This is a genomic window from Ensifer sp. LC163, from assembly GCF_001695855.1.
In the GTDB taxonomy this organism is placed as follows: domain Bacteria; phylum Pseudomonadota; class Alphaproteobacteria; order Rhizobiales; family Rhizobiaceae; genus Ensifer.
The window spans coordinates 1-17,473 of the sequence record NZ_MBSS01000037.1; the positions used below are offsets into that span (position 1 = coordinate 1).

The following is a 17,473-nucleotide window of genomic DNA, read 5'->3' on the forward strand; positions in this document are numbered from 1 at the left end:
AGCCTTGCGGTTCTGGTGCAGGAGGTAATGGAGCTCGATCCCTTTGCTCCCGCGGTCTTTGCCTTTTGCAATCGCCGTCACGACCGGATGAAGCTCCTGTTTTTTGATCGGTCCGGTTTTGTGATGGTCCTGAAGAAATTGACGGAAGACAGGTTCCGTTGGCCCCGCCGGGAGGTGCCGGTCGTTGTGCTGACGACAGAACAGCTCCACTGGATTCTCGACGGCATCGATATCGACGCGATGATCCGCCATCCGGTGCGGCAATATCAGATCGCCGGTTGAAGGTGGCGAATTGAGCTGTTGACGCAAAGGGGCGGTTCAGATTCAAGAATCGGATGGTACGAGCCGGCGATCCTGACATTGTAGTGCTGATGGCGCAGTTGGCGGCAAATGCTGCCGAAATCGCTGCGCTTAAAGCCGAGAAGGAAGCGCTCTCGCGACAGGTCGTCAAGCTGGAAGAGGAATTGGCACTCGCAAGGCTCCATCGCTTTGCTCCGCGCAGCGAAAAGCACGTTGATCGCCTCTTCAACGAAGCCGAAGAGGCCGCGAACGAGGATGACCGTGATTATGGCGACGACGTCGCCGATCTCCCGGATACAGGCTTGCCGGCGGTCGATAGCACTGCGGGTAAAAAGCGGGGCCGCAGACCTCTGCCGGAAGACTTACCGCGTGAGCGTGTCGAATATGACCTTCCCGACGATCAGAAGGCTTGTCCATGCTGCGATAGTCAAATGCATTGCATGGGCGAGGCCGTTACCGAGCAGCTCCATATCGAGGTCAAGGCAAAGGTCCTGCAGAATGTGCGGTTCAAGTACGCTTGCCGCCATTGCGATCGCACCGGAATCAACACGCCCGTCGTGATCGCACCGATGCCGAGGCAACCCCTGCCGGGCAGCATCGCGACGGCCTCGACACTGGCCTTCGCGCTCGTCCATAAGTACGTCGATGGCACACCGCTCTACCGCGTGGCGCAGACATTCGAGCGGGCCGGCGTTCCGATCAGCCGTGGCGCTCTTGCTCATTGGGTCATCGGTTCGAGCGAGAGGCATCTGCACCGCATCTATGACGCTCTGAAACTGCGGCTTCAATCGCAGCCTCTCATTCATGGCGATGAGACGACGGTTCAGGTCCTCAAAGAAAAGGACAAGGAGGCCACCAGCACCTCGTATATGTGGGCGTACCGCAGCGGCGAGGACAGTGACCAGCCAATCGTATTGCTCGACTATCAGCCTGGCCGCGGCCAGATCCACCCGCAGACCTTCCTCGGTGACTACCGCGGCATATTGGTGAGCGATGGCTACACCGCGTGGCGCACATTGCATGGCGCAACCCATGTCGGATGCATGGCTCATTCCCGGCGGCGCTTCGTTGAGGCCCTCAAAGCCAGAAAGAAAGGTGGCGGCCCGCCGGAGCAAGCTCTCAGGTTCTTCGAGCAGCTCTACCGGATCGAAAGGCAGGCGCGAGACGAAAAGCCCGACGTGGGTGAAACGCAGGCCGACTGCATTCACCGTTTCCGGCAACAGCACAGCTTGCCTGTCCTGACCGCCCTGAAGGCGTGGCTCGACAACATCGCGCCGAAGGTCGTGCCGGATACCAAGCTCGGCGATGCTGTGTCCTACACCCTGAACCAGTGGGATTACCTGACACGCTACACCAGCGACGGCAGGATTCCGATTGATAACAACATTCTGGAACGCGACATCAGAGTTTTTGCCACCGGAAGAAAATCGTGGCTGTTCAGCGACACCGTCGACGGAGCCAAGGCCAGCGCAGTGATCTATAGTTTGATGCTGACTTGCCGCGCCTGTGGCGTCGACCCACTCACCTGGCTGCGCCACGTGCTCACTGAGTTGCCGCAGCGCGACGAAGCGGCCGACATCGGCGACCTGCTACCGTTCAACTTCTCCAAAACCTCTGCGGCCTGATAGAGCCGGATATCGCTACCGATGCGAGGGCGATTCAGCGGTGCCACAGCCGTCAATGCGCATGGAAAATCGCGCTTACCACTATACGCAGGTTTCCACCGACACGATCAGGTCGACAGCCAGCCCCCTTGATCGGTTGCGACTGGAGGTGACGCCGCCGGAAGCGTAATCGGTTGCGCCCCACCTTCGAAGTCGCCGACATCATTCGGCGGCATGGGGGCCCTTACAGACAAGAGAACGCCGGTCATCTTGGCCGCGGCGAACGACGCGTCATGGGGGCGATAGAAGCCTGCCGGACACCCAGGCTCGGCGGTCACGTCGATGCCTGCGATGGGTGCGGCAGAACCCGCATCTCCTATAACTCTTGCCGTAATCGCCACTGCCCGAAGTGTCAGGGGGCTGCTCGCAAGGAGTGGGTCGACGCACGCATCGCCGATCTCTTGCCGATCCCATATTTCCACGTAGTCTTCACGCTACCACGTGGCGTCGCTGAGATCGCCTTCCAGAACAAGGCGGTCGTGTATGCATTGCTGATGCGGATCTCGGCCGAGACGCTGCAAACCATCGCGGCCAATCCCAAATGGCTGGGAGCAGAGATCGGTGTCACCGCCGTACTTCACACCTGGGGTCAGGCGATGACCCATCATCCCCACGTCCATTGCGTCGTGCCGGGTGGAGGTCTCTCAGCAGACAGATCAAGGTGGGTTGCATCCCGACCGAGCTTCTTTCTACCCGTTCACGTGTTATCGCGCCTGTTTCGCCGGCTTTTTGTGGCAGCGCTTGCTGAAGCCTTCGCCAGGGATGAACTGCACTTCTTTAACGAACTCGCTCACCTCAACGATAAGAACACATTCACCCGCCATCTCGTGCGCGCTCGCAGCATCGAATGGGTTGTTTATTCGAAGCCGCCATTCGGCGGACCAGATCAGGTGCTCGCCTACCTTGGCAGGTACACCCATCGTGTTGCCATCGCAAACAGCCGCATCGTTCATGCCGATGGCGACCATGTCGCCTTCCGATGGAAAGATTATCGTGGCAACGGTCGCGACCGTGAGAAGATCATGCGCCTTCATCCCCACGAGTTTATACGGCGCTTCCTCCTTCATGTGCTTCCGGACGGCTTCCACCGTATGCGCCACTTCGGCTTTCTCGCCAATTGTCATCGGCAGGATCGTATCAGTCTCTGTAGAAGCCTCCTCGAACAACCATCACAAACAAGCGGGCAATCCCATTCGACCAAATCGCAGCAGGCCCATTCCTACGAATGCCCCGACTGCCGGCGCCCCATGCGTCGAACTGGCATCACCGTTGCGCCTGTATCGCCGCCTCGACCATCATCGTTCCGGTGCGATACTTCATGATGTTCGACAATCAGCACCACAGAATATTCCCACTCGCTCAGCGCTTTTCCCGCGTGCGATATCGCTCGACCTCAGCCAGGTCAAAGCGCTCCAGATCCCTGTTCATATGGCAGAGAGGCCCGCAAAGTTTTCGGAAAACCGCGCTTGAAAGCGCACTCTCCGGCTCAGTGACACCCGTGGAGCAGCCGGGACGGGATGGTTCCCGCTTCACCTCCAGCGGGTTGGCTCTCAATTCCCCATAGCAGCGTCAAACAACCCGCGCCTTAGCTCAATCCGGCTTACATGAGGTCGCCCGAATTTGCCGCACCGTCCGATGCGCCCTCAAATAACCCTCCAGATTCCCAAATCAGAGAAATTCTGACTCATTGTGCCAAACGGAGGTTTGGCATGACGAAGGCGATATCGTTGCGGGCAGATTACGACGGAACGGCAGTCAGGAGGCTGGCGAAGAAAGCAAGGGATGCCGCCCAGGTCCGGCGGCTGTTGGCGCTGGCCTCGATTTATGATGGCTGCTCCCGGCAATACGCATCCGAGATCGGCGGGGTGACGGTGCAGATCGTCCGCGACTGGGTCGTGCGTTTCAACGAACGCGGCGCCGCCGGGTTGATCAACGGAAAAGCACCAGGCGGCCGGGCCAAGCTAAACGACACGCAGCGCCAAGCGCTGGCGAAGATCGTCGAAAGCGGTCCGATCCCCGCCGTTCACGGCGTGGTCCGCTGGCGCCGTAAGGACCTCGTGCAGTGGCTGTTCCAAGAGTTTCGGGTCTCTGTCGACGAGACGACGGTCGGGCGAGAACTCAAGACACTCGGTTTTGCCAAGCTTTCCGCTCGTCCGCGCCATTACGCCCAGAACGAATTGGAGGGGGAGGTTTTTAAAAAGACTTCCCCGCCGCGCTGGCAGAGATCAGGAAGAAATGCCCGCCCGGAACGGACATCGAAATCTGGTGGGCCGACGAAGCCAGAATAGGGCAAAAGAACAAGATCACGCGCCGCTGGGCACGTCTGTGAACGGTCGTTGAGAAGTGCGGCTATTCGCTGCCGAGAGGTCCACAGAGGTTTTTCGGCAATGACTTGCTTGTTCTGAAGCGGATGGGACGCACTGGCCCCTATGCTTGCCTGCGCGCAGGCAAGCATAGGGGCCAGTGCGTCGAGAAGTATACCAAACGGCTTTTGGGTGAAGGGGTGAGGACTGGTGCAGCCGCAGCGCGTGCCGTAATCTTTGCGTCGATTGATGAAGGAATGCCGGGTTATTATGGCGCAGACGGGGCCTCGCGTCCATGTCATGGCAGCGGCCGAAGGGCGGATGAACATGATACCGGACGCTTCTTTCTCTGCGAACGTTGTCGGACGCAGGTGCTGATCTGCCGATGTTGTGACCGCGGGCAGATTTATTGCGCCGGCGGCTGCGCTCGTGTTGCCCGTGCCGCGCGCCGTCGGGATGTCGCCAGGCGTTATCAGACGAGCCGGAACGGCCGCTTCGCTCATGCAGCCCGCAGCCGCCGATATCGGGCCCGGCACAAAATAGTGACGCACCATGGTTCACTCGCCAGCGATGCCGATGTTGATGTAATGGCGGCTTCGGTGACGACACCGAACAAGGCGTCCGACACTGCTGATACGCCGCCCTTGACCGAGCCTGCGATCCCTGAAGGATTGCCGACCGGCGTTCTGGGGCATCATTGTCACTGGTGTGGCCGCTGCTGCTCGCCGTTTGTCCGCCGTGAGCCCCTGCGTCGTCGCCGAGCCATCCCGATGTCCCTATCCAGAGGATGACGATGGCCATATCTGCCGAACTGCAGGCTCAGATCCTGCGCTACCACCATGTCGAGAAGTGGCGGGCCAACACCATTGCCCACCAACTCGGCGTCCACCATCATACCGTTCAATGCGTGCTGGCCCGTTCCGGGCTGGTGCCGCATGGGCCGCGAACTCGGCCAAGCCAGATCGACGCCTATCTGCCGTTCATTCTGGAGACCCTTGAGGCATTCCCCACCCTGACGGCAGCCAGACTCCACGCAATGGTCTGCGAGCGGGGATATCGTGGCGACGGCGGTCACTTCCGCCATATGATCGCCCGCCACCGACCGCGCCAGAAGGCCGAGGCCTATCTGCGCCTGCGCACCCTTCCTGGAGAGCAGGCCCAGGCCGACTGGGGCCACTTTGGACAGATGCAGATCGGTAGGGCACGTCGTCCCCTGATGGCCTTCGTCATCGTGCTGAGCCAGTCCCGCCGGATCTTCCTGCGCTTCTTCCTCGATGCCAGGATGGAAGCGTTTCTGTCCGGTCACGTCGAGGCCTTTGACAGATGGGGCGGGGTTCCGAAGGTCGTGCTCTACGACAATCTGAAGAGCGCTGTGCTCGAGCGTCATGGCGATGCCATCCGCTTCAACCCCACTCTGCTCGCCTTTGCCGCCCATTATCGATACGATCCCCGTCCGGTCGCTGTCGCGCGGGGGAATGAGAAAGGCCGCGTCGAGCGGGCTATTCGCTATATCCGCGACAACTTCTTTGCCGCCCGCAGCTTCAAGGATCTCGACGATCTCAACGCCCAGGCCGACGCCTGGTGCGAGGGCGTTGCCGCCGACAGACTGTGCCCCGGTCTCGATATGACCGTCAGGCAGGCCTTCGCCCTCGAACAGCCCTACCTTTTGCCATTGCCAGACACCTCCTTTGAATGGCCGGCCCAGATCGCTGTTTCCATCGGCAAGACCCCTTACGCCCGCTTCGATCTGAACGGCTATTCCGTCCCGCACGCCTACGTCCGGTGCAGCTTGAGCATCGTGGCCACGCAGAAGGAAGTCCGCGTCCTCGATGGTGCGAAGGTCGTTGCCTGTCACGTTCGCAGCTACGACAAGGGTGCTCAGGTGGAGGATGCCGCCCACATCAAGGCTTTGGTTGACGAGAAGCGTGCCGCCCGACGACACAGCGCCACCGATCGGCTGGCTGCCGCCGTTCCCGCCAGCACCGCGCTTCTTGAGCGCGCGGCACAGAACGGACATTCCCTGCATTCCGCCGTCATCGGCCTGAACCGGCTGCTTCAGCACTACGGAGCCAGCGAACTGCAAGCGGGAATCCTGGAGGTCCTGGCGCTCGAAGGGCCATCGCCCCATCCCAATGCCGTCCAGCTGATCCTGGAGCGCCGACGGGAACGGCGGCGCCAACCGCCGTTGCTGCCCGTCGCGCTGCCCCGGCATGTCCAGGACAAGGACAGTCCTGTCCGGCCCGCTCGTCTCGACCTCTACGACCAGCTCAAGGAAACCTCAGATGACAAGTCATGATCAAAGCGATGCCCTCAATCGCGCCGCCCGGTTGCACCTGCACGGTCTTGTCGCTCACTGGCAGGACGCGCTTGAAGGCGGGTGGGCGCTGACACTTCTCGACTGGGAGGAGAACGAACGCGCCAGGCGTAGTCTGGAACGACGGCTGAAGGATGCCAGGATCGGACGCTTCAAGCCGCTCTGCGACTTCGATTGGTCCTTTCCGACACGATGCGACCGGCAGTCCATCGAAGCGCTCATGCGTCTCGACTTCATCCGTGACGCCGCCAATGCCGTCTTCATCGGCCCCAACGGGGTCGGCAAGTCAACACTTGCCCGCAACATCGCCCATCATGCCGTCCTCAACGGCCACACCGCCCTGTTTACCAGCGCCGGCCAACTGCTGGGCGAACTGGCTGCCATCGACAGCGCTTCCGCGCTCCGCCGGCGCCTGGCCCATTACACCGCTCCAGCCCTCCTCGTCATCGATGAGGTCGGATATCTCTCCTACACCAACCGTCATGCCGACCTGCTCTTCGAGCTGATCAGCCGACGCTACGAGGCAAAGAGCACCATCGTCACGACCAATCGCAATTTTGCCGACTGGCACGAGGTCTTTCCCAACGCCGCCTGCGTCGTGTCGATGGTCGATCGTCTCGTCCACAATGCCGAAGTCATTGCCATCGAGGGCCAATCCTACCGGCTCAAAGAGGCCACCGAACGATCGGAACTGCGCACCGAGCAGAGAAGGGCGCAAAGGCCATGACGAAAGCCCCCGCGAAACCTGGGTTGCCGCTCTCCTTGTCCGTCGAGATCCCGACAACCTGGACACCGGAACAGGCCCTGGCCGTCTTCGAACTGCTGACCGAAATCCGCGACAGCGTCTGGCACCAATACAACGTCCAGATCCAGACCGAGCTCCAAAACCAGCGCCTGCCAAACAAATGATCGGACAGCCCACCGAAAGCACGCTGCCTTATTCCGATTTCTCGGCAGCGAATAGCCGCAGTTTTAGGCGACCGCTAACACACGTCGGGGAACCCGACCGTCGGCCCCGCACGACCAGCGCACCATGTGTTGAGGTGGACGGCTCCCAACGGCATCAAATGTGCCAGAATGAGTTCGTCGAAATCTCAATCGAGGGAGACCGTCCGTGGAAAAGATTATTCGCATTGGTATGGATACGTCAAAGAGCGTTTTCCAATTGCATGGCGTGAATGCAGGCGAGCAACCGGTTCTTCGCAAGAAGCTCTCGCGGAAGGAAATGGTGAAGTTCTTCGAGAAGGCGCCACCGACTGCTATTGCACTCGAGGCATGTGGCGGTTCGCATCACTGGGCAAGGCTATTGAGCTCGTTCGGCCACGAGGTGAAGCTGATCGCACCACAACTGGCAAAGCCGTATGTCAAACGCGGCAAGAACGATGCTGCGGATGCAGAAGCTTTGTGCGAGGCGATGAGTCGACCGACGATGCGCTTCGTGCCGATGAAGACTGCAGACCAACAAGCAGCCTTGATGCTGGTCGGGGTGAGGCAGAGGTTGCTCCACAATCGCACGCAGCTTGCCAATGCTATTCGCGGCTTTGCGATGGAGTTCGGTATCGTCGCTGCCAAGGGTATGTGCCGAATCGAACCGTTGTTGGAGCGGATCGCCGCCGATCAGTCTCTACCGGAACTGGCGCGCGAGCTCTTCGCCATGCACGGTGAGGAATATCGAGATCTGCTTGCCGAAATCAAAACAGTCGATGAGAAACTGATTGCGCTGCACCGCTCCGATGAATGCAGCAAGCGTCTGGCCGAAATCCCGGGTGTCGGGCCGATCGGCGCATCACTTTTAATGATGAAGGCTCCGGATCCGAAGATGTTTAGATCCGGACGTGATTTTGCTGCCTGGATTGGCCTTACTCCGAAAGATCATTCTACCGCCGGCAAAGTCAGGCTTGGTGTTATTACGCGTGCTGGGGATGAAATGTTGCGAAGCATATTGGTGGTTGGTGCGACTTCTCTTCTTCAGCACGTCAGAACAGGTCGCAGCAGGCATGCCTCTCGATGGCTTCTCGAGCTCCTGCAACGAAAGAGACCAAAGCTGGTCGCGGTGGCGCTGGCCAACAAGATTGCCCGTATCGCCTGGAAGCTGATGGTAAGCGGCCAACCATACCGAAAATCACAAGACGTACAGCAGCCCGCTGGGCTGACAGCATGACAGATTGGCCATCACGCTGAGCAGCAACGAACGCTAGCGTGTTGAGCTGATACCGTGAACTTGCAAGAAAGCAGCAGATGTGTGTGCGATCGATCGATCCGAGACGCGTGAAACTCCGTTAAGCCCACTGGCCATAACAGGTCGGCCCTGTGTTTGGAACTCGCGCCGCGGAAACCATCTTGGCCAGTGGTCACGTGCGACCGCATTCAAAGGCCGCACATATGGAAGCAAGCGATCCGATCAAAAATATCTGCAGAAAACACTTGCAAGCGGGAGCCGTCCACATATGGGCTTACATCTTCGGCGCGATCTGCCCGAAAAAGGGCAAGGGGGCTGGCCTCGTCCTTCCCTATTGCGACACCGAGGCGATGCAGGAACACCTTGCCGAAATCAGCAACGCCGTCGATCCCGGAGCACATGCCGTGCTCATTCTCGACCAGGCCGGATGGCACGTCACGCCGAAGCTGAAGGTGCCGGACAACATCACCTTGATGTTCCTGCCGCCGCGGTCGCCGGAATTGAACCCGGTCGAGAACCTCTGGCAGTTCATGAGGGACAACTGGTTGTCGAACCGCGTCTTCAAGGACTACGACGACATCGTCGATCACTGCTGCCGCGCTTGGAACAGGCTCGTCGATCAGCCGTGGAAGATCATGTCCATCGGACTGCGCGATTGGGCGCATCGGTCATGATCCGTGCACGTTGGTATAACTTGCGCCAATTCCGCGCCGAACCAAAATCCGCTCACCGGACGCTCACCGTATGCATCCGAGGAAGACCGAGGAAGGCCGCGGGATAAGGTCTCGCGCGTGAAGTTGGCCTAAGATAGCCTTGCACGCGGGTTCAAGGGAGCTTTTTTATGATGCGCCGTCGGCGTCCCTGCGGGCTTCAATGATGTATTTGAGGTTGTCGATGCCATCTTCGGTGAAGAGGACAATGTGCTCGGTCAGTTCAGACGCTGGGAAGTTGTCGTAGGCACTCAGGCAGCCGTCTTCCGAGAACATTTCGATGGAGCACTCGTGCAGGAAGTCCTCGTCTTCACCAAGCATTTCGGCCACGTATTTCAACGTGTACAGAGTCGAGTTGCGATATCCCATTCGTCGATCCCTTTTTCTGTCAGGCGGCCTGCTGAGAAGCCAGGTTCTCGGCCTGCCGTAGTCTTTTCCATTCCCAGGGCAGTAGTTCATGCAGGCGGGAGACGGGAAGATCGGCGATGCGGGCGAACACATCGGCGAGCCACGCCTTTGGGTCGACGTCGTTGAGACGGCAGGTCGTGATGACGGTGAGCATGACGGCGGCACGATTGGCCCCACGCTGAGAACCGGCGAAGGTCCAGTTTCGACGCCCGAGTGCAATTCCCCTCAGCGCGCGCTCGGCGGCATTGTTCGTGAGACAAATCCGGCCATCTTCCAGGAAACGGGCAAAACCATCCCAGCGCTTCAGCATGTAATCGATCGGCTCGACGACCTCGGACGATTTGCTGAGCGTGGCGCGCTCCCGTTTCAACCACTCGTACATGTCATCGAACAGCGGCTTGCTCTTTTCCTGCCGCGCGGCCAGTCGTTCTTCGGCGCTCAATCCATTGATCTGGCGCTCGATCTCGAACAGCGCATCGTACCGTTGGACGGCCTCCAGGGCGATCGGCGAGATCGGCTTGCCTTTGCGTTTGCGGTCACGGGCCCTTTTCTGGATATCGGCCAGTTCAAAGAATTTGCGCCGCGCATGCGCATGACAAAAGGCAAAGGTGATCGGCACTGCTTTCTTCTCGGCGACACTGAGCGGCTCGAAACCATTGTAGCAATCACTCTGCAGAATGCCGCCATACCCGGCCAGGTGTTTCTGCGGGTGCTCGCCGCGACGGTCGCTCGAAGCATAGTAGATTGCCGCCGGCGCCGCCGCTCCGCCGTAGGGTCGGTCATCGCAAACGTAGGTCCATATTCGCCCGGTCGTGCATTTGTCTTTGGCCTGGATGGGAATGGTGGTGTCGTCGCCGTGAAGCCGCTCGGCCGCAAAGACATGCTTCTCGATCAGATCAAAGATCGGCAGGAGCGCGGCTGTTCCATACCCGACCTGGTCCGCCAGCGTCGAGGTCGAAAGCTCGATGCCCTCGCATTTGAACCGGGTGCTCTGGCGGTTCAGCGGGCTATGCATTCCAAACTTGTCAAAGAGGATCGTCGCCAGCAGATGAGGGCCGATGAAGCCGCGCGGCGTGGCATGGAACGGCGCCGGCGGCTGGCTGATCGCCTCGCAGTCACGGCAGGTAAATTTCTCCCGCACCGTCTCGATCACTTTGAACCGGCGCGGAACCTCCTCGAGCGTCTCGGTGATGTCCTCGCCCAGCTTCGACAGGCGCGAGCCACCGCAACAAGCACAAGCGGTGGGAGGATCGATCACCACGCGCTCACGCTCGATATTCTCCGGCCAGGGCTTTCGCACCGGCCGTTTGCGCGTGAACGAACGCACGCTTGAGGTCCTGGCGGCCGCAGCCTGCGCTGCAACCTCATCCTCCGTCGCCGCCATCACCAGCTCTTCGAGCTGCAATTCCATCTGATCGATCAGGCGCGCCGTGCGCTCGGATCTCTGGCCGCGCAGTTCGCGCTTCAGCTTTTCGATCGCCAGCTCCAGGCTGGCGATCAGGGCTTCGCTGTCCGACAACATGGCCTGCACATTGGCGGCTTGCGCCACCGCAATGTCCCGCTCGGCGACGACGGTATCGCGCTCGGCGACAACGACATCGCGTTCAGCCCGTAACATCTCACGCTCGGAAAGCAGCGCCAGATAGGCGCTCGCAAGGTCCGCAGGAAGATCGGAAGGCTTCGAATTCATGAAGCCATTCGATCAGATTCTCCCTGTATTTTCAATGTAATAATGCTATCCGACCCGTGTCGGACGCCAGGTTTCCTGCGGATTGCGCCAGTCGATCCCGGACAGCAAATACGACAGTTGCGCCGGTGAGATCGCAACCGCGCCGCCCTCCACATTCGGCCAGATAAACCGGCCCTTCTCCAGCCGACGGGTAAAAAGGCAGGCGCCCAGACCATCATGCCAGATGATCTTCAAAATATCCGATCTGCGCCCCCTGAAGACGAAGAGATGCCCTGACAACGGATCATGCTTCAGAACCTCCTGCACCCGAAGCGCCAGAGAGGGAAAGCCACAGCGCATGTCCGTATACCCCGTCGAAAGCCAGACCTTGACGCCTGTTCCCATCGGAAACGGGTTCATCGCAACGTCTCCAGCCCTCGGACAATCCGCAGCAGCACCTCAACGTCGACATCGCGGTCCACGATCACACGGCGACCATTCGCGCTGACAACCTCCATCCGGCCGGCGTTCGGCAATGACCCTGCTGCCGGCTCTATCTCCGGAACAAGCAGCGCCGGGACAAAGCCGCCGACAGGCGACGCAACATCCCGTTGCCACGCTCGTGCGAGCCGGCGCCATTCATATAACTGCGAACGCGATATTCCATGTCGCCGCGCCGTCGTTGCACACAAGCCAGGTTCCGAATAACTCTCAGCGACAATCTGCAGCTTCATCTCTTTGCTGAAGCGTCGCCGCCGGCCGCTATCGATAATCTCAAGCCGTTCCATTCCGCACTGTCCCTTTTGACGTCAATAAGGACAGTCAGTGCCAAATCCGACAATTCCTACAAGGCGGCCTTACTCGGATGCGTACCGCTCACCGCACACCTCCGATTTGCACCAGAGATTCAGATTCATCGCGTTTTGGGAAGCCCGTGAGTCGAATTCAGCAAGATGCCGTATTACCTCGATGGTGTTGTGCGCTGGCGTCTGTGTGATCTCGTCCAATGGCTTTGGGAAGAGTTTCGCGTCTCGGTGAGCGAACAAACGCTGAGCCGTGAGGTGCGTGCAACGGGCTACCGCAAGCTGGCCGCTAGACCGAAACATCATGCACAGGACCCTCAAGCCATTGAGGAGTTTAAAAAAACTTCCCCGCCGCAGTGGCAGAGATCGCCAGCGGGGCCGCCAAAGGCAAGCGGATAGAAATCTGGTTTCAAGACGAGGCTCGGGTGGGCCAGAAGAACAAGATAACGCGCCGCTGGGCCAGGCGTGGGACGCGACCGTCAGCACCGCACGACCAGCGGACCCGATCGGCCTACATTTTTGGCGCCATCTGCCCGAAGCTCGGCAAGGCGGCAGCACTCATCATGCCATGGTGCGACACCTATGCCATGACCCAGCATCTGGCCGAAATCTCACGCCATGTCGCTAAGGATGCACATGCCATCCTCATCATGGACCAGGCGGGCTGGCACATGTCCAATAACCTCATCGTGCCTGAAAACATCACCATCCTGCCGTTGCCGCCGAAATCACCCGAACTGAACCCGGTTGAAAACCTCTGGCTGTTCATGCGCGAGAACTGGCTCTCCAACCGCGTCTTCAAATCCTATGACGACATCGTCGCTCATTGCTGCAACGCCTGGCGAAAGCTCGAAAACCAGCCCTGGCGCATCATGTCCATCGGACGAAGAGCCTGGGCAAATGGGTTCTGATCAGTGAGAGGCCGTATTACCCGACGCCTGGCAAGGTATTACGTTTATTGAATTCTTTTCGAGTCGGGCTCTTAAAGCTTAACGACCAGACCCTGCCCTGTCGGAAGCTCAAGTATAACTTGACCTCGCCGTTCCATCCACTCATCTTCGGCAGCTTTTTGTTTCTGGAAGCCAGTTGCACCATAGTCATCAAAGAGGACTATACCGCCCGGAGTTACGCGGTCGAAGAGAGCATCGAGCGCTGCTATTTCAGATGCTGTGTCGTGCAGATCAAGGTGGAGGAAACTTATAGATGCGGGTGAATTCAGTTCAAAACTTTCGGGTACATATCCTGGTACAATTCGAACGTTCGGAAATGGTGCAAAGCGACCTGTAACCTCGTCAAGAATTGATGATGAAGATCCAAAGTAGATCGATGTGTCGACCCGTGGGTCGATCCGAAATACATCGTACAGCCATACGTTATTGCTGAAGTCCTCACTGTTAAGGTATTCACACATTATCTTTGCAGACGTTCCCGTAGAAACACCGCATTCCACAAAATCGCCTCCACGTTTTAATGACGTTTTGGCCGCCCAGCACAGCGTGTATATCCGCCAAATTATCCCCTGCCCAGGGACGTTATCCGGCGTAATGACACTCCGGAATGCCTCCATGAATTTTTCATCATTCAGGAACGACAGATTTCGCCCGATCGCAATCAGATTGTCACCCATAAAAGTGTCACTTAAGCTACCGAATTCTGACCAGATTAGCGCTTTAACATTTTCTTGGAAATTCTCGGCTGACGCGGCACCCCAGAAGCATTTACTAAAATGGGCGTTGTTTGGCATCATCATCAATGCTCCTATTGAAGCTGATCTAGAACCTGGAGAGTCAGATCAACTGGTGCTGCGAAATCTGTGGTGGCTAGTTCGAGGCTCCAAGGCTGGGCAACACCGCAAAATTGCCAGTGAAACTGCTGACAAAGTTGGCCCGAAATATCCCAGAAGAAAAAATCCGCCAGTCCTGGGTCTAACATAAGCGGCATGCATTCGCTTCCAGCCCACATGCAATTCGTAAAGCCGGCCCCCAATGACCCAAAAATTCGGTCTGCTGAGGCAAACAATGATACCTGCTCTTTGAACGTGAGCTTGCCTGGCTGAATACACTCGTACCCCAGTTTGGAAAGGTGAGGAGTCAGATCATCCCAGTTCGACACCTTACGTTGCTCATTATGCCCGCGCTTAATGGCAAATCGTCTACTATACGTTTGCTGCACTCCAAGCATGGCAAGTATTACGTCGCGAAACTTGGAGAAAGTGCGCGACTTTTTGGTGTTATGACTTGATATGCTGGAAAGATAGATAAACCTCTCAAGATAGACAAGATCCGCAGTATTTCCGATCCGCAACTCCACATCCAAGCCTAGAAAATTGCACAAAGCAGTAATCAAAGATGCGTAGTTTGCCGCCTCCACCGGCATGTGAAGACGTAACGGGCCAAGAGCTTGCCCTTGAAGGTTGAGCAAGCGAGGAGCGCATTCAGTAAGAAAATGCCCATAGTTGCCAGCCCCCGCTTTGCAGAATAGCACGTCGAGGCGTTGCCCAGACGCGGGTAGATCATATGCGCCCGTCTGGATTCTATTCTTCACATATTCGCAAAGTAATTCGTGGTCGCTAAAGTCAATGACGGAGAGGGAATCAAATGCACCATCTGAGAAGATATGTTTTGCTTCGTATACGAAGGAATTTCGACAGTGGTAGTAGCCTTCGACCGGCGCTTCCACATAGGCTCGGCCGGCAATACTCCGAAAATACAACTCGAATTCATAGTTTACCCACTTTAAGGCATGAGTAATGGGAAATCGCCTACGATACGACGTGTCTGTATTCGTGGTTACAAAAGAATCTAGCATGTGTTCCCGCAAATATGTTCTCTACTTCGTACCTCAATAACGGCGATAAGCGCTTTTGGGAACGGCCGTTTCGGATCCGGTAACCTTTGTGAAGCCAGAGATCACTTCGGCTGCTTCGGTTGGGACCGCAAGCACTGCGGTTTCACCTTCTCCCCAGATGTTATTGCTATTCCCAACGAAGTTGCGTTCGTTGTATGCTGAGCTCTCGACCCAGTACATTTCATATCCGAGTTTTGTGAGAATATCCCTGCACCGGATAAGGGTCTCAATCTCCAAGACCTCGAAGTACACAATCGGTCTATCCGACCTTAGCAGATTGACCGCGCCGGCAAGCACAAGGGGCTCCATACCTTCGACGTCAATCTTTAGCAATTGTATCCTACTGGGGTAAAGAATGCTGTCCAATGGTAGCCGCATAGCTGGTTGTACTAGTGGTCGAGCAAACTCTTCGACACGATCCAGGTTTACTGCGCCGAAGTTCCAGCCGACGGATGCGTAGTCTGAAGAAACATCAATGACGCCAGCACGGTCCCCACAGGCGACCGCAAAAGGAGTAACGTTCGGGCAGCCTGCTGCCAGGACATTAGCAGTAAGCAGCGCATGGAGAACGGGCTGCGGCTCAAAGGCAAATACTGCCGAGTTAGGAAATCGTGAAGCGAAGCCTAGAGCGTGTGTCCCTACATTCGCGCCTACATCTAGGATAGTCCCCCCATCGTTCGCCAAGGAGCAGAGGAGGGCGATTTCCTTCTCCGCCCACTCCCCATACTCGCGTAGCGAACGACCGATCACCGCGTCGCGCCGAGGCACCAAAAACCGTCCATAGCGTGTGCCGACTTGATCAAGCTCGACGCCAAGGTAGGTATGCGGATTATTATTCATCGCTTATTTAACCCTTTTAGTCGGGTTGGGCTGTTGGTGCAGTGTGTTCCTCTGGTAACGGTGGCCGGCTCACGGAGCAAGTGGCGACATGAATTTTTAGTGTGCAGAGTGCTGAGGTGGAACATCTTTGCCGCTCGGCTGCATCGCAGTAGCACTCGAGTATGTTATCCTAGTCGATTGATTCCAACACTTGGTGCCCACGTTTGACGGCTGCGATGATGTCGTCGGGGTCTGCCTTCCAGATGAACGGCTTGGGCTGTTCGTTGTGCTCTTTGATAAAGCGGTTGATGGCTGCCTGAAGATCAACAACGGAATGGAAGACACCGTTTTTCAGCCGTCGCCGGGTGAGCTTAGCGAAGAACCCCTCGACGGCATTCAACCAGGAACAGGATGTCGGAACGAAGTGGAAGGTCCAGCGCGGGTGCCGCGCCAACCAGGCCCGAACTTTGGGCTGTTTGTGTGTGGCGTAGTTGTCCAGGATGACGTGAACCGCCTTGTCCTTGGGCAACGGAGCTTCAATCGTGTTGAGGAAGCGGATGAACTCCTGATGCCGGTGACGCTGCATGTTGCGGCCGATGACGGAGCCGTCGAGAACATTCAGGGCCGCGAAAAGTGTCGTGGTGCCGTGGCGCTTGTAATCATGGGTCATCGTGCCGGCACGACCCTTCTTCATCGGAAGACCCGGCTGCGTCCTATCCAGCGCCTGGATCTGACTTTTCTCATCGACGGAAAGGACAATCGCATGGGCCGGCGGCGAGACGTAGAGACCGACCACATCGTGAAGCTTCTCGGCGAAAGCCTTGTCGTTCGATAGTTTGAAGCTGCGCCACCGATGGGGTGCGAGACCATGCTCATGCCAGATCTTGACGACTGAGGATGCCGCAATCCCCACAGCCTTTGCCATCGCACGAACCGTCCAGTGTGTGGCTTCCTGCTTGGGCGGTTCTTGGGTCAGGGCCACAATCCGGTCGACAAGGTCACCGTCAAGCGGCGCAGTGCCGGGCGGCCGGCTCTTGTCGCGCAAAAGGCCGTCAACGCCTTCGGTCATGAAGCGCTCCTGCCAACGCCAGACGCAGGTCTTTGACTTGCCCGTGGTCTCCATGATCGCGACGGTTCCGAGACCCGCGTCGCTCATCAAGATGATCTTCGCCCGCCACACATGCTTTTGCGGCGAGCTGCCTGCCGAAACGATTGCGTTCAGCCGAACCCGGTCGGCAGCGGAAACCTCAAATGTGATACCTTTGCGCATGCAAGATCGTCGCACAGACGCACAAAAATTGGAATCCTAAATCGGACTCTTTTGTCTCGATCAAACCACTAGTCTTACTGAGTCACAAAATCGGGGGATTCGGGCTGGGCAATGGTGTGCTAGCGTAAGCGATTCGTGGTCAGCAGGAGAAAGCTGAGATGAATGGCGTTAGCATGGAAAGTGAAGC

General features: G+C 57.9%; 16 protein-coding genes and 2 pseudogenes. 10 read left to right on the forward strand and 8 right to left on the reverse strand.

What is annotated here, in order from left to right:
* From tnpB (BC360_RS24490) to BC360_RS24540, 9 genes and pseudogenes are all read left to right on the forward strand, one after another.
* Positions 1-282: IS66 family insertion sequence element accessory protein TnpB (gene tnpB, locus BC360_RS24490; RefSeq protein WP_065797202.1), on the forward strand; the 282-nt coding region annotated here is incomplete at its 5' end.
* Positions 283-335: 53 nt separating this feature from the next.
* Complete coding sequence (tnpC, locus tag BC360_RS24495; RefSeq protein WP_065797203.1) at positions 336-1,925, forward strand: IS66 family transposase; 1,590 nt, start codon at positions 336-338, stop codon at positions 1,923-1,925.
* A 173-nt stretch (positions 1,926-2,098) separates the two neighbouring features.
* Complete coding sequence (locus tag BC360_RS31050; RefSeq protein WP_083222714.1) at positions 2,099-3,286, forward strand: IS91 family transposase; 1,188 nt, start codon at positions 2,099-2,101, stop codon at positions 3,284-3,286.
* A gap of 387 nt (positions 3,287-3,673) precedes the next feature.
* A complete protein-coding gene (locus tag BC360_RS24515; protein ID WP_065797207.1) occupies positions 3,674-4,252 on the forward strand; it encodes a helix-turn-helix domain-containing protein in 579 nt (192 codons plus the stop codon).
* 808 nt (positions 4,253-5,060) lie between these two features.
* Positions 5,061-6,563: an IS21 family transposase gene (istA, locus tag BC360_RS24520; protein ID WP_065797208.1), complete on the forward strand. Its 1,503-nt coding sequence runs from the start codon at positions 5,061-5,063 to the stop codon at positions 6,561-6,563.
* On the forward strand, positions 6,550-7,308 hold the full coding sequence (gene istB / locus BC360_RS24525) for an IS21-like element helper ATPase IstB (protein ID WP_065797209.1): 759 nt from the start codon (positions 6,550-6,552) through the stop codon (positions 7,306-7,308). Before istA ends, istB begins: the two co-directional genes overlap by 14 nt.
* Complete coding sequence (locus BC360_RS31900; RefSeq protein ID WP_065797210.1) at positions 7,305-7,490, forward strand: hypothetical protein; 186 nt, start codon at positions 7,305-7,307, stop codon at positions 7,488-7,490. The genes istB and BC360_RS31900 overlap by 4 nt, the downstream gene beginning before the upstream one ends.
* Before the next feature lie 205 nt (positions 7,491-7,695).
* On the forward strand, positions 7,696-8,742 hold the full coding sequence (locus BC360_RS24535) for an IS110 family transposase (RefSeq protein ID WP_065797211.1): 1,047 nt from the start codon (positions 7,696-7,698) through the stop codon (positions 8,740-8,742).
* 290 nt (positions 8,743-9,032) lie between these two features.
* Positions 9,033-9,434 (forward strand): annotated as a pseudogene (locus BC360_RS24540) (IS630 family transposase); the annotation flags it as partial.
* Between the two features lie 165 nt (positions 9,435-9,599).
* Here BC360_RS24540 and BC360_RS24545 read toward each other — a convergent pair.
* Genes BC360_RS24545 through tnpA form a run of 4 tightly spaced genes read right to left on the reverse strand, consistent with a single transcriptional unit; the run spans position 9,600 to position 12,335 of the window.
* Positions 9,600-9,839, reverse strand: a complete 240-nt coding sequence (locus BC360_RS24545; protein ID WP_065785969.1) for a hypothetical protein — start codon at positions 9,837-9,839, stop codon at positions 9,600-9,602.
* A gap of 19 nt (positions 9,840-9,858) precedes the next feature.
* Positions 9,859-11,568, reverse strand: coding sequence for an IS66 family transposase (gene tnpC, locus BC360_RS24550; RefSeq protein ID WP_065797212.1), 1,710 nt, complete (start codon positions 11,566-11,568; stop codon positions 9,859-9,861).
* Positions 11,569-11,613: 45 nt separating this feature from the next.
* Positions 11,614-11,967 (reverse strand): IS66 family insertion sequence element accessory protein TnpB, encoded by a 354-nt coding sequence (gene tnpB / locus BC360_RS24555; protein WP_065785967.1) that lies wholly within the window; start codon positions 11,965-11,967, stop codon positions 11,614-11,616.
* Entirely contained in the window at positions 11,964-12,335 is a 372-nt protein-coding gene (gene tnpA / locus BC360_RS24560; RefSeq protein WP_065785966.1) for an IS66-like element accessory protein TnpA, read from the reverse strand. The genes tnpB (BC360_RS24555) and tnpA overlap by 4 nt, the downstream gene beginning before the upstream one ends.
* A 183-nt stretch (positions 12,336-12,518) precedes the next feature.
* On the opposite strand from tnpA, the pseudogene BC360_RS24570 reads away from it, so the two are divergent.
* A pseudogene (locus tag BC360_RS24570) lies at positions 12,519-13,261 on the forward strand (IS630 family transposase); the annotation flags it as partial.
* Between the two features lie 71 nt (positions 13,262-13,332).
* Here BC360_RS24570 and BC360_RS24575 read toward each other — a convergent pair.
* The 4 genes from BC360_RS24575 to BC360_RS24590 form a co-directional block, all read right to left on the reverse strand.
* On the reverse strand, positions 13,333-14,100 hold the full coding sequence (locus BC360_RS24575; RefSeq protein ID WP_083222716.1) for a TylF/MycF/NovP-related O-methyltransferase: 768 nt from the start codon (positions 14,098-14,100) through the stop codon (positions 13,333-13,335).
* Between the two features lie 8 nt (positions 14,101-14,108).
* Positions 14,109-15,029: a glycosyltransferase family 61 protein gene (locus BC360_RS24580; RefSeq protein WP_161491394.1), complete on the reverse strand. Its 921-nt coding sequence runs from the start codon at positions 15,027-15,029 to the stop codon at positions 14,109-14,111.
* A 162-nt stretch (positions 15,030-15,191) separates the two neighbouring features.
* On the reverse strand, positions 15,192-16,037 hold the full coding sequence (locus BC360_RS31060; protein WP_083222717.1) for an FkbM family methyltransferase: 846 nt from the start codon (positions 16,035-16,037) through the stop codon (positions 15,192-15,194).
* 169 nt (positions 16,038-16,206) lie between these two features.
* On the reverse strand, positions 16,207-17,286 hold the full coding sequence (locus tag BC360_RS24590) for an IS630 family transposase (protein WP_065797217.1): 1,080 nt from the start codon (positions 17,284-17,286) through the stop codon (positions 16,207-16,209).
* Between the last annotated feature and the right edge of the window lie 187 nt (positions 17,287-17,473).

Coding starts and splice junctions, on each gene's coding strand:
- tnpC (WP_065797203.1), top strand. CDS start 336: ATGGTACGAGCCGGCGATCCTGACATTGTAGTGCTGATGGCGCAGTTG.
- BC360_RS24515 (WP_065797207.1), top strand. CDS start 3,674: ATGACGAAGGCGATATCGTTGCGGGCAGATTACGACGGAACGGCAGTC.
- istA (WP_065797208.1), top strand. CDS start 5,061: ATGGCCATATCTGCCGAACTGCAGGCTCAGATCCTGCGCTACCACCAT.
- istB (WP_065797209.1), top strand. CDS start 6,550: ATGACAAGTCATGATCAAAGCGATGCCCTCAATCGCGCCGCCCGGTTG.
- BC360_RS31900 (WP_065797210.1), top strand. CDS start 7,305: ATGACGAAAGCCCCCGCGAAACCTGGGTTGCCGCTCTCCTTGTCCGTC.
- BC360_RS24545 (WP_065785969.1), bottom strand. CDS start 9,839: ATGGGATATCGCAACTCGACTCTGTACACGTTGAAATACGTGGCCGAA.
- tnpC (WP_065797212.1), bottom strand. CDS start 11,568: ATGAATTCGAAGCCTTCCGATCTTCCTGCGGACCTTGCGAGCGCCTAT.
- tnpB (WP_065785967.1), bottom strand. CDS start 11,967: ATGAACCCGTTTCCGATGGGAACAGGCGTCAAGGTCTGGCTTTCGACG.
- tnpA (WP_065785966.1), bottom strand. CDS start 12,335: ATGGAACGGCTTGAGATTATCGATAGCGGCCGGCGGCGACGCTTCAGC.
- BC360_RS24575 (WP_083222716.1), bottom strand. CDS start 14,100: ATGATGATGCCAAACAACGCCCATTTTAGTAAATGCTTCTGGGGTGCC.
- BC360_RS31060 (WP_083222717.1), bottom strand. CDS start 16,037: ATGAATAATAATCCGCATACCTACCTTGGCGTCGAGCTTGATCAAGTC.
- BC360_RS24590 (WP_065797217.1), bottom strand. CDS start 17,286: ATGCGCAAAGGTATCACATTTGAGGTTTCCGCTGCCGACCGGGTTCGG.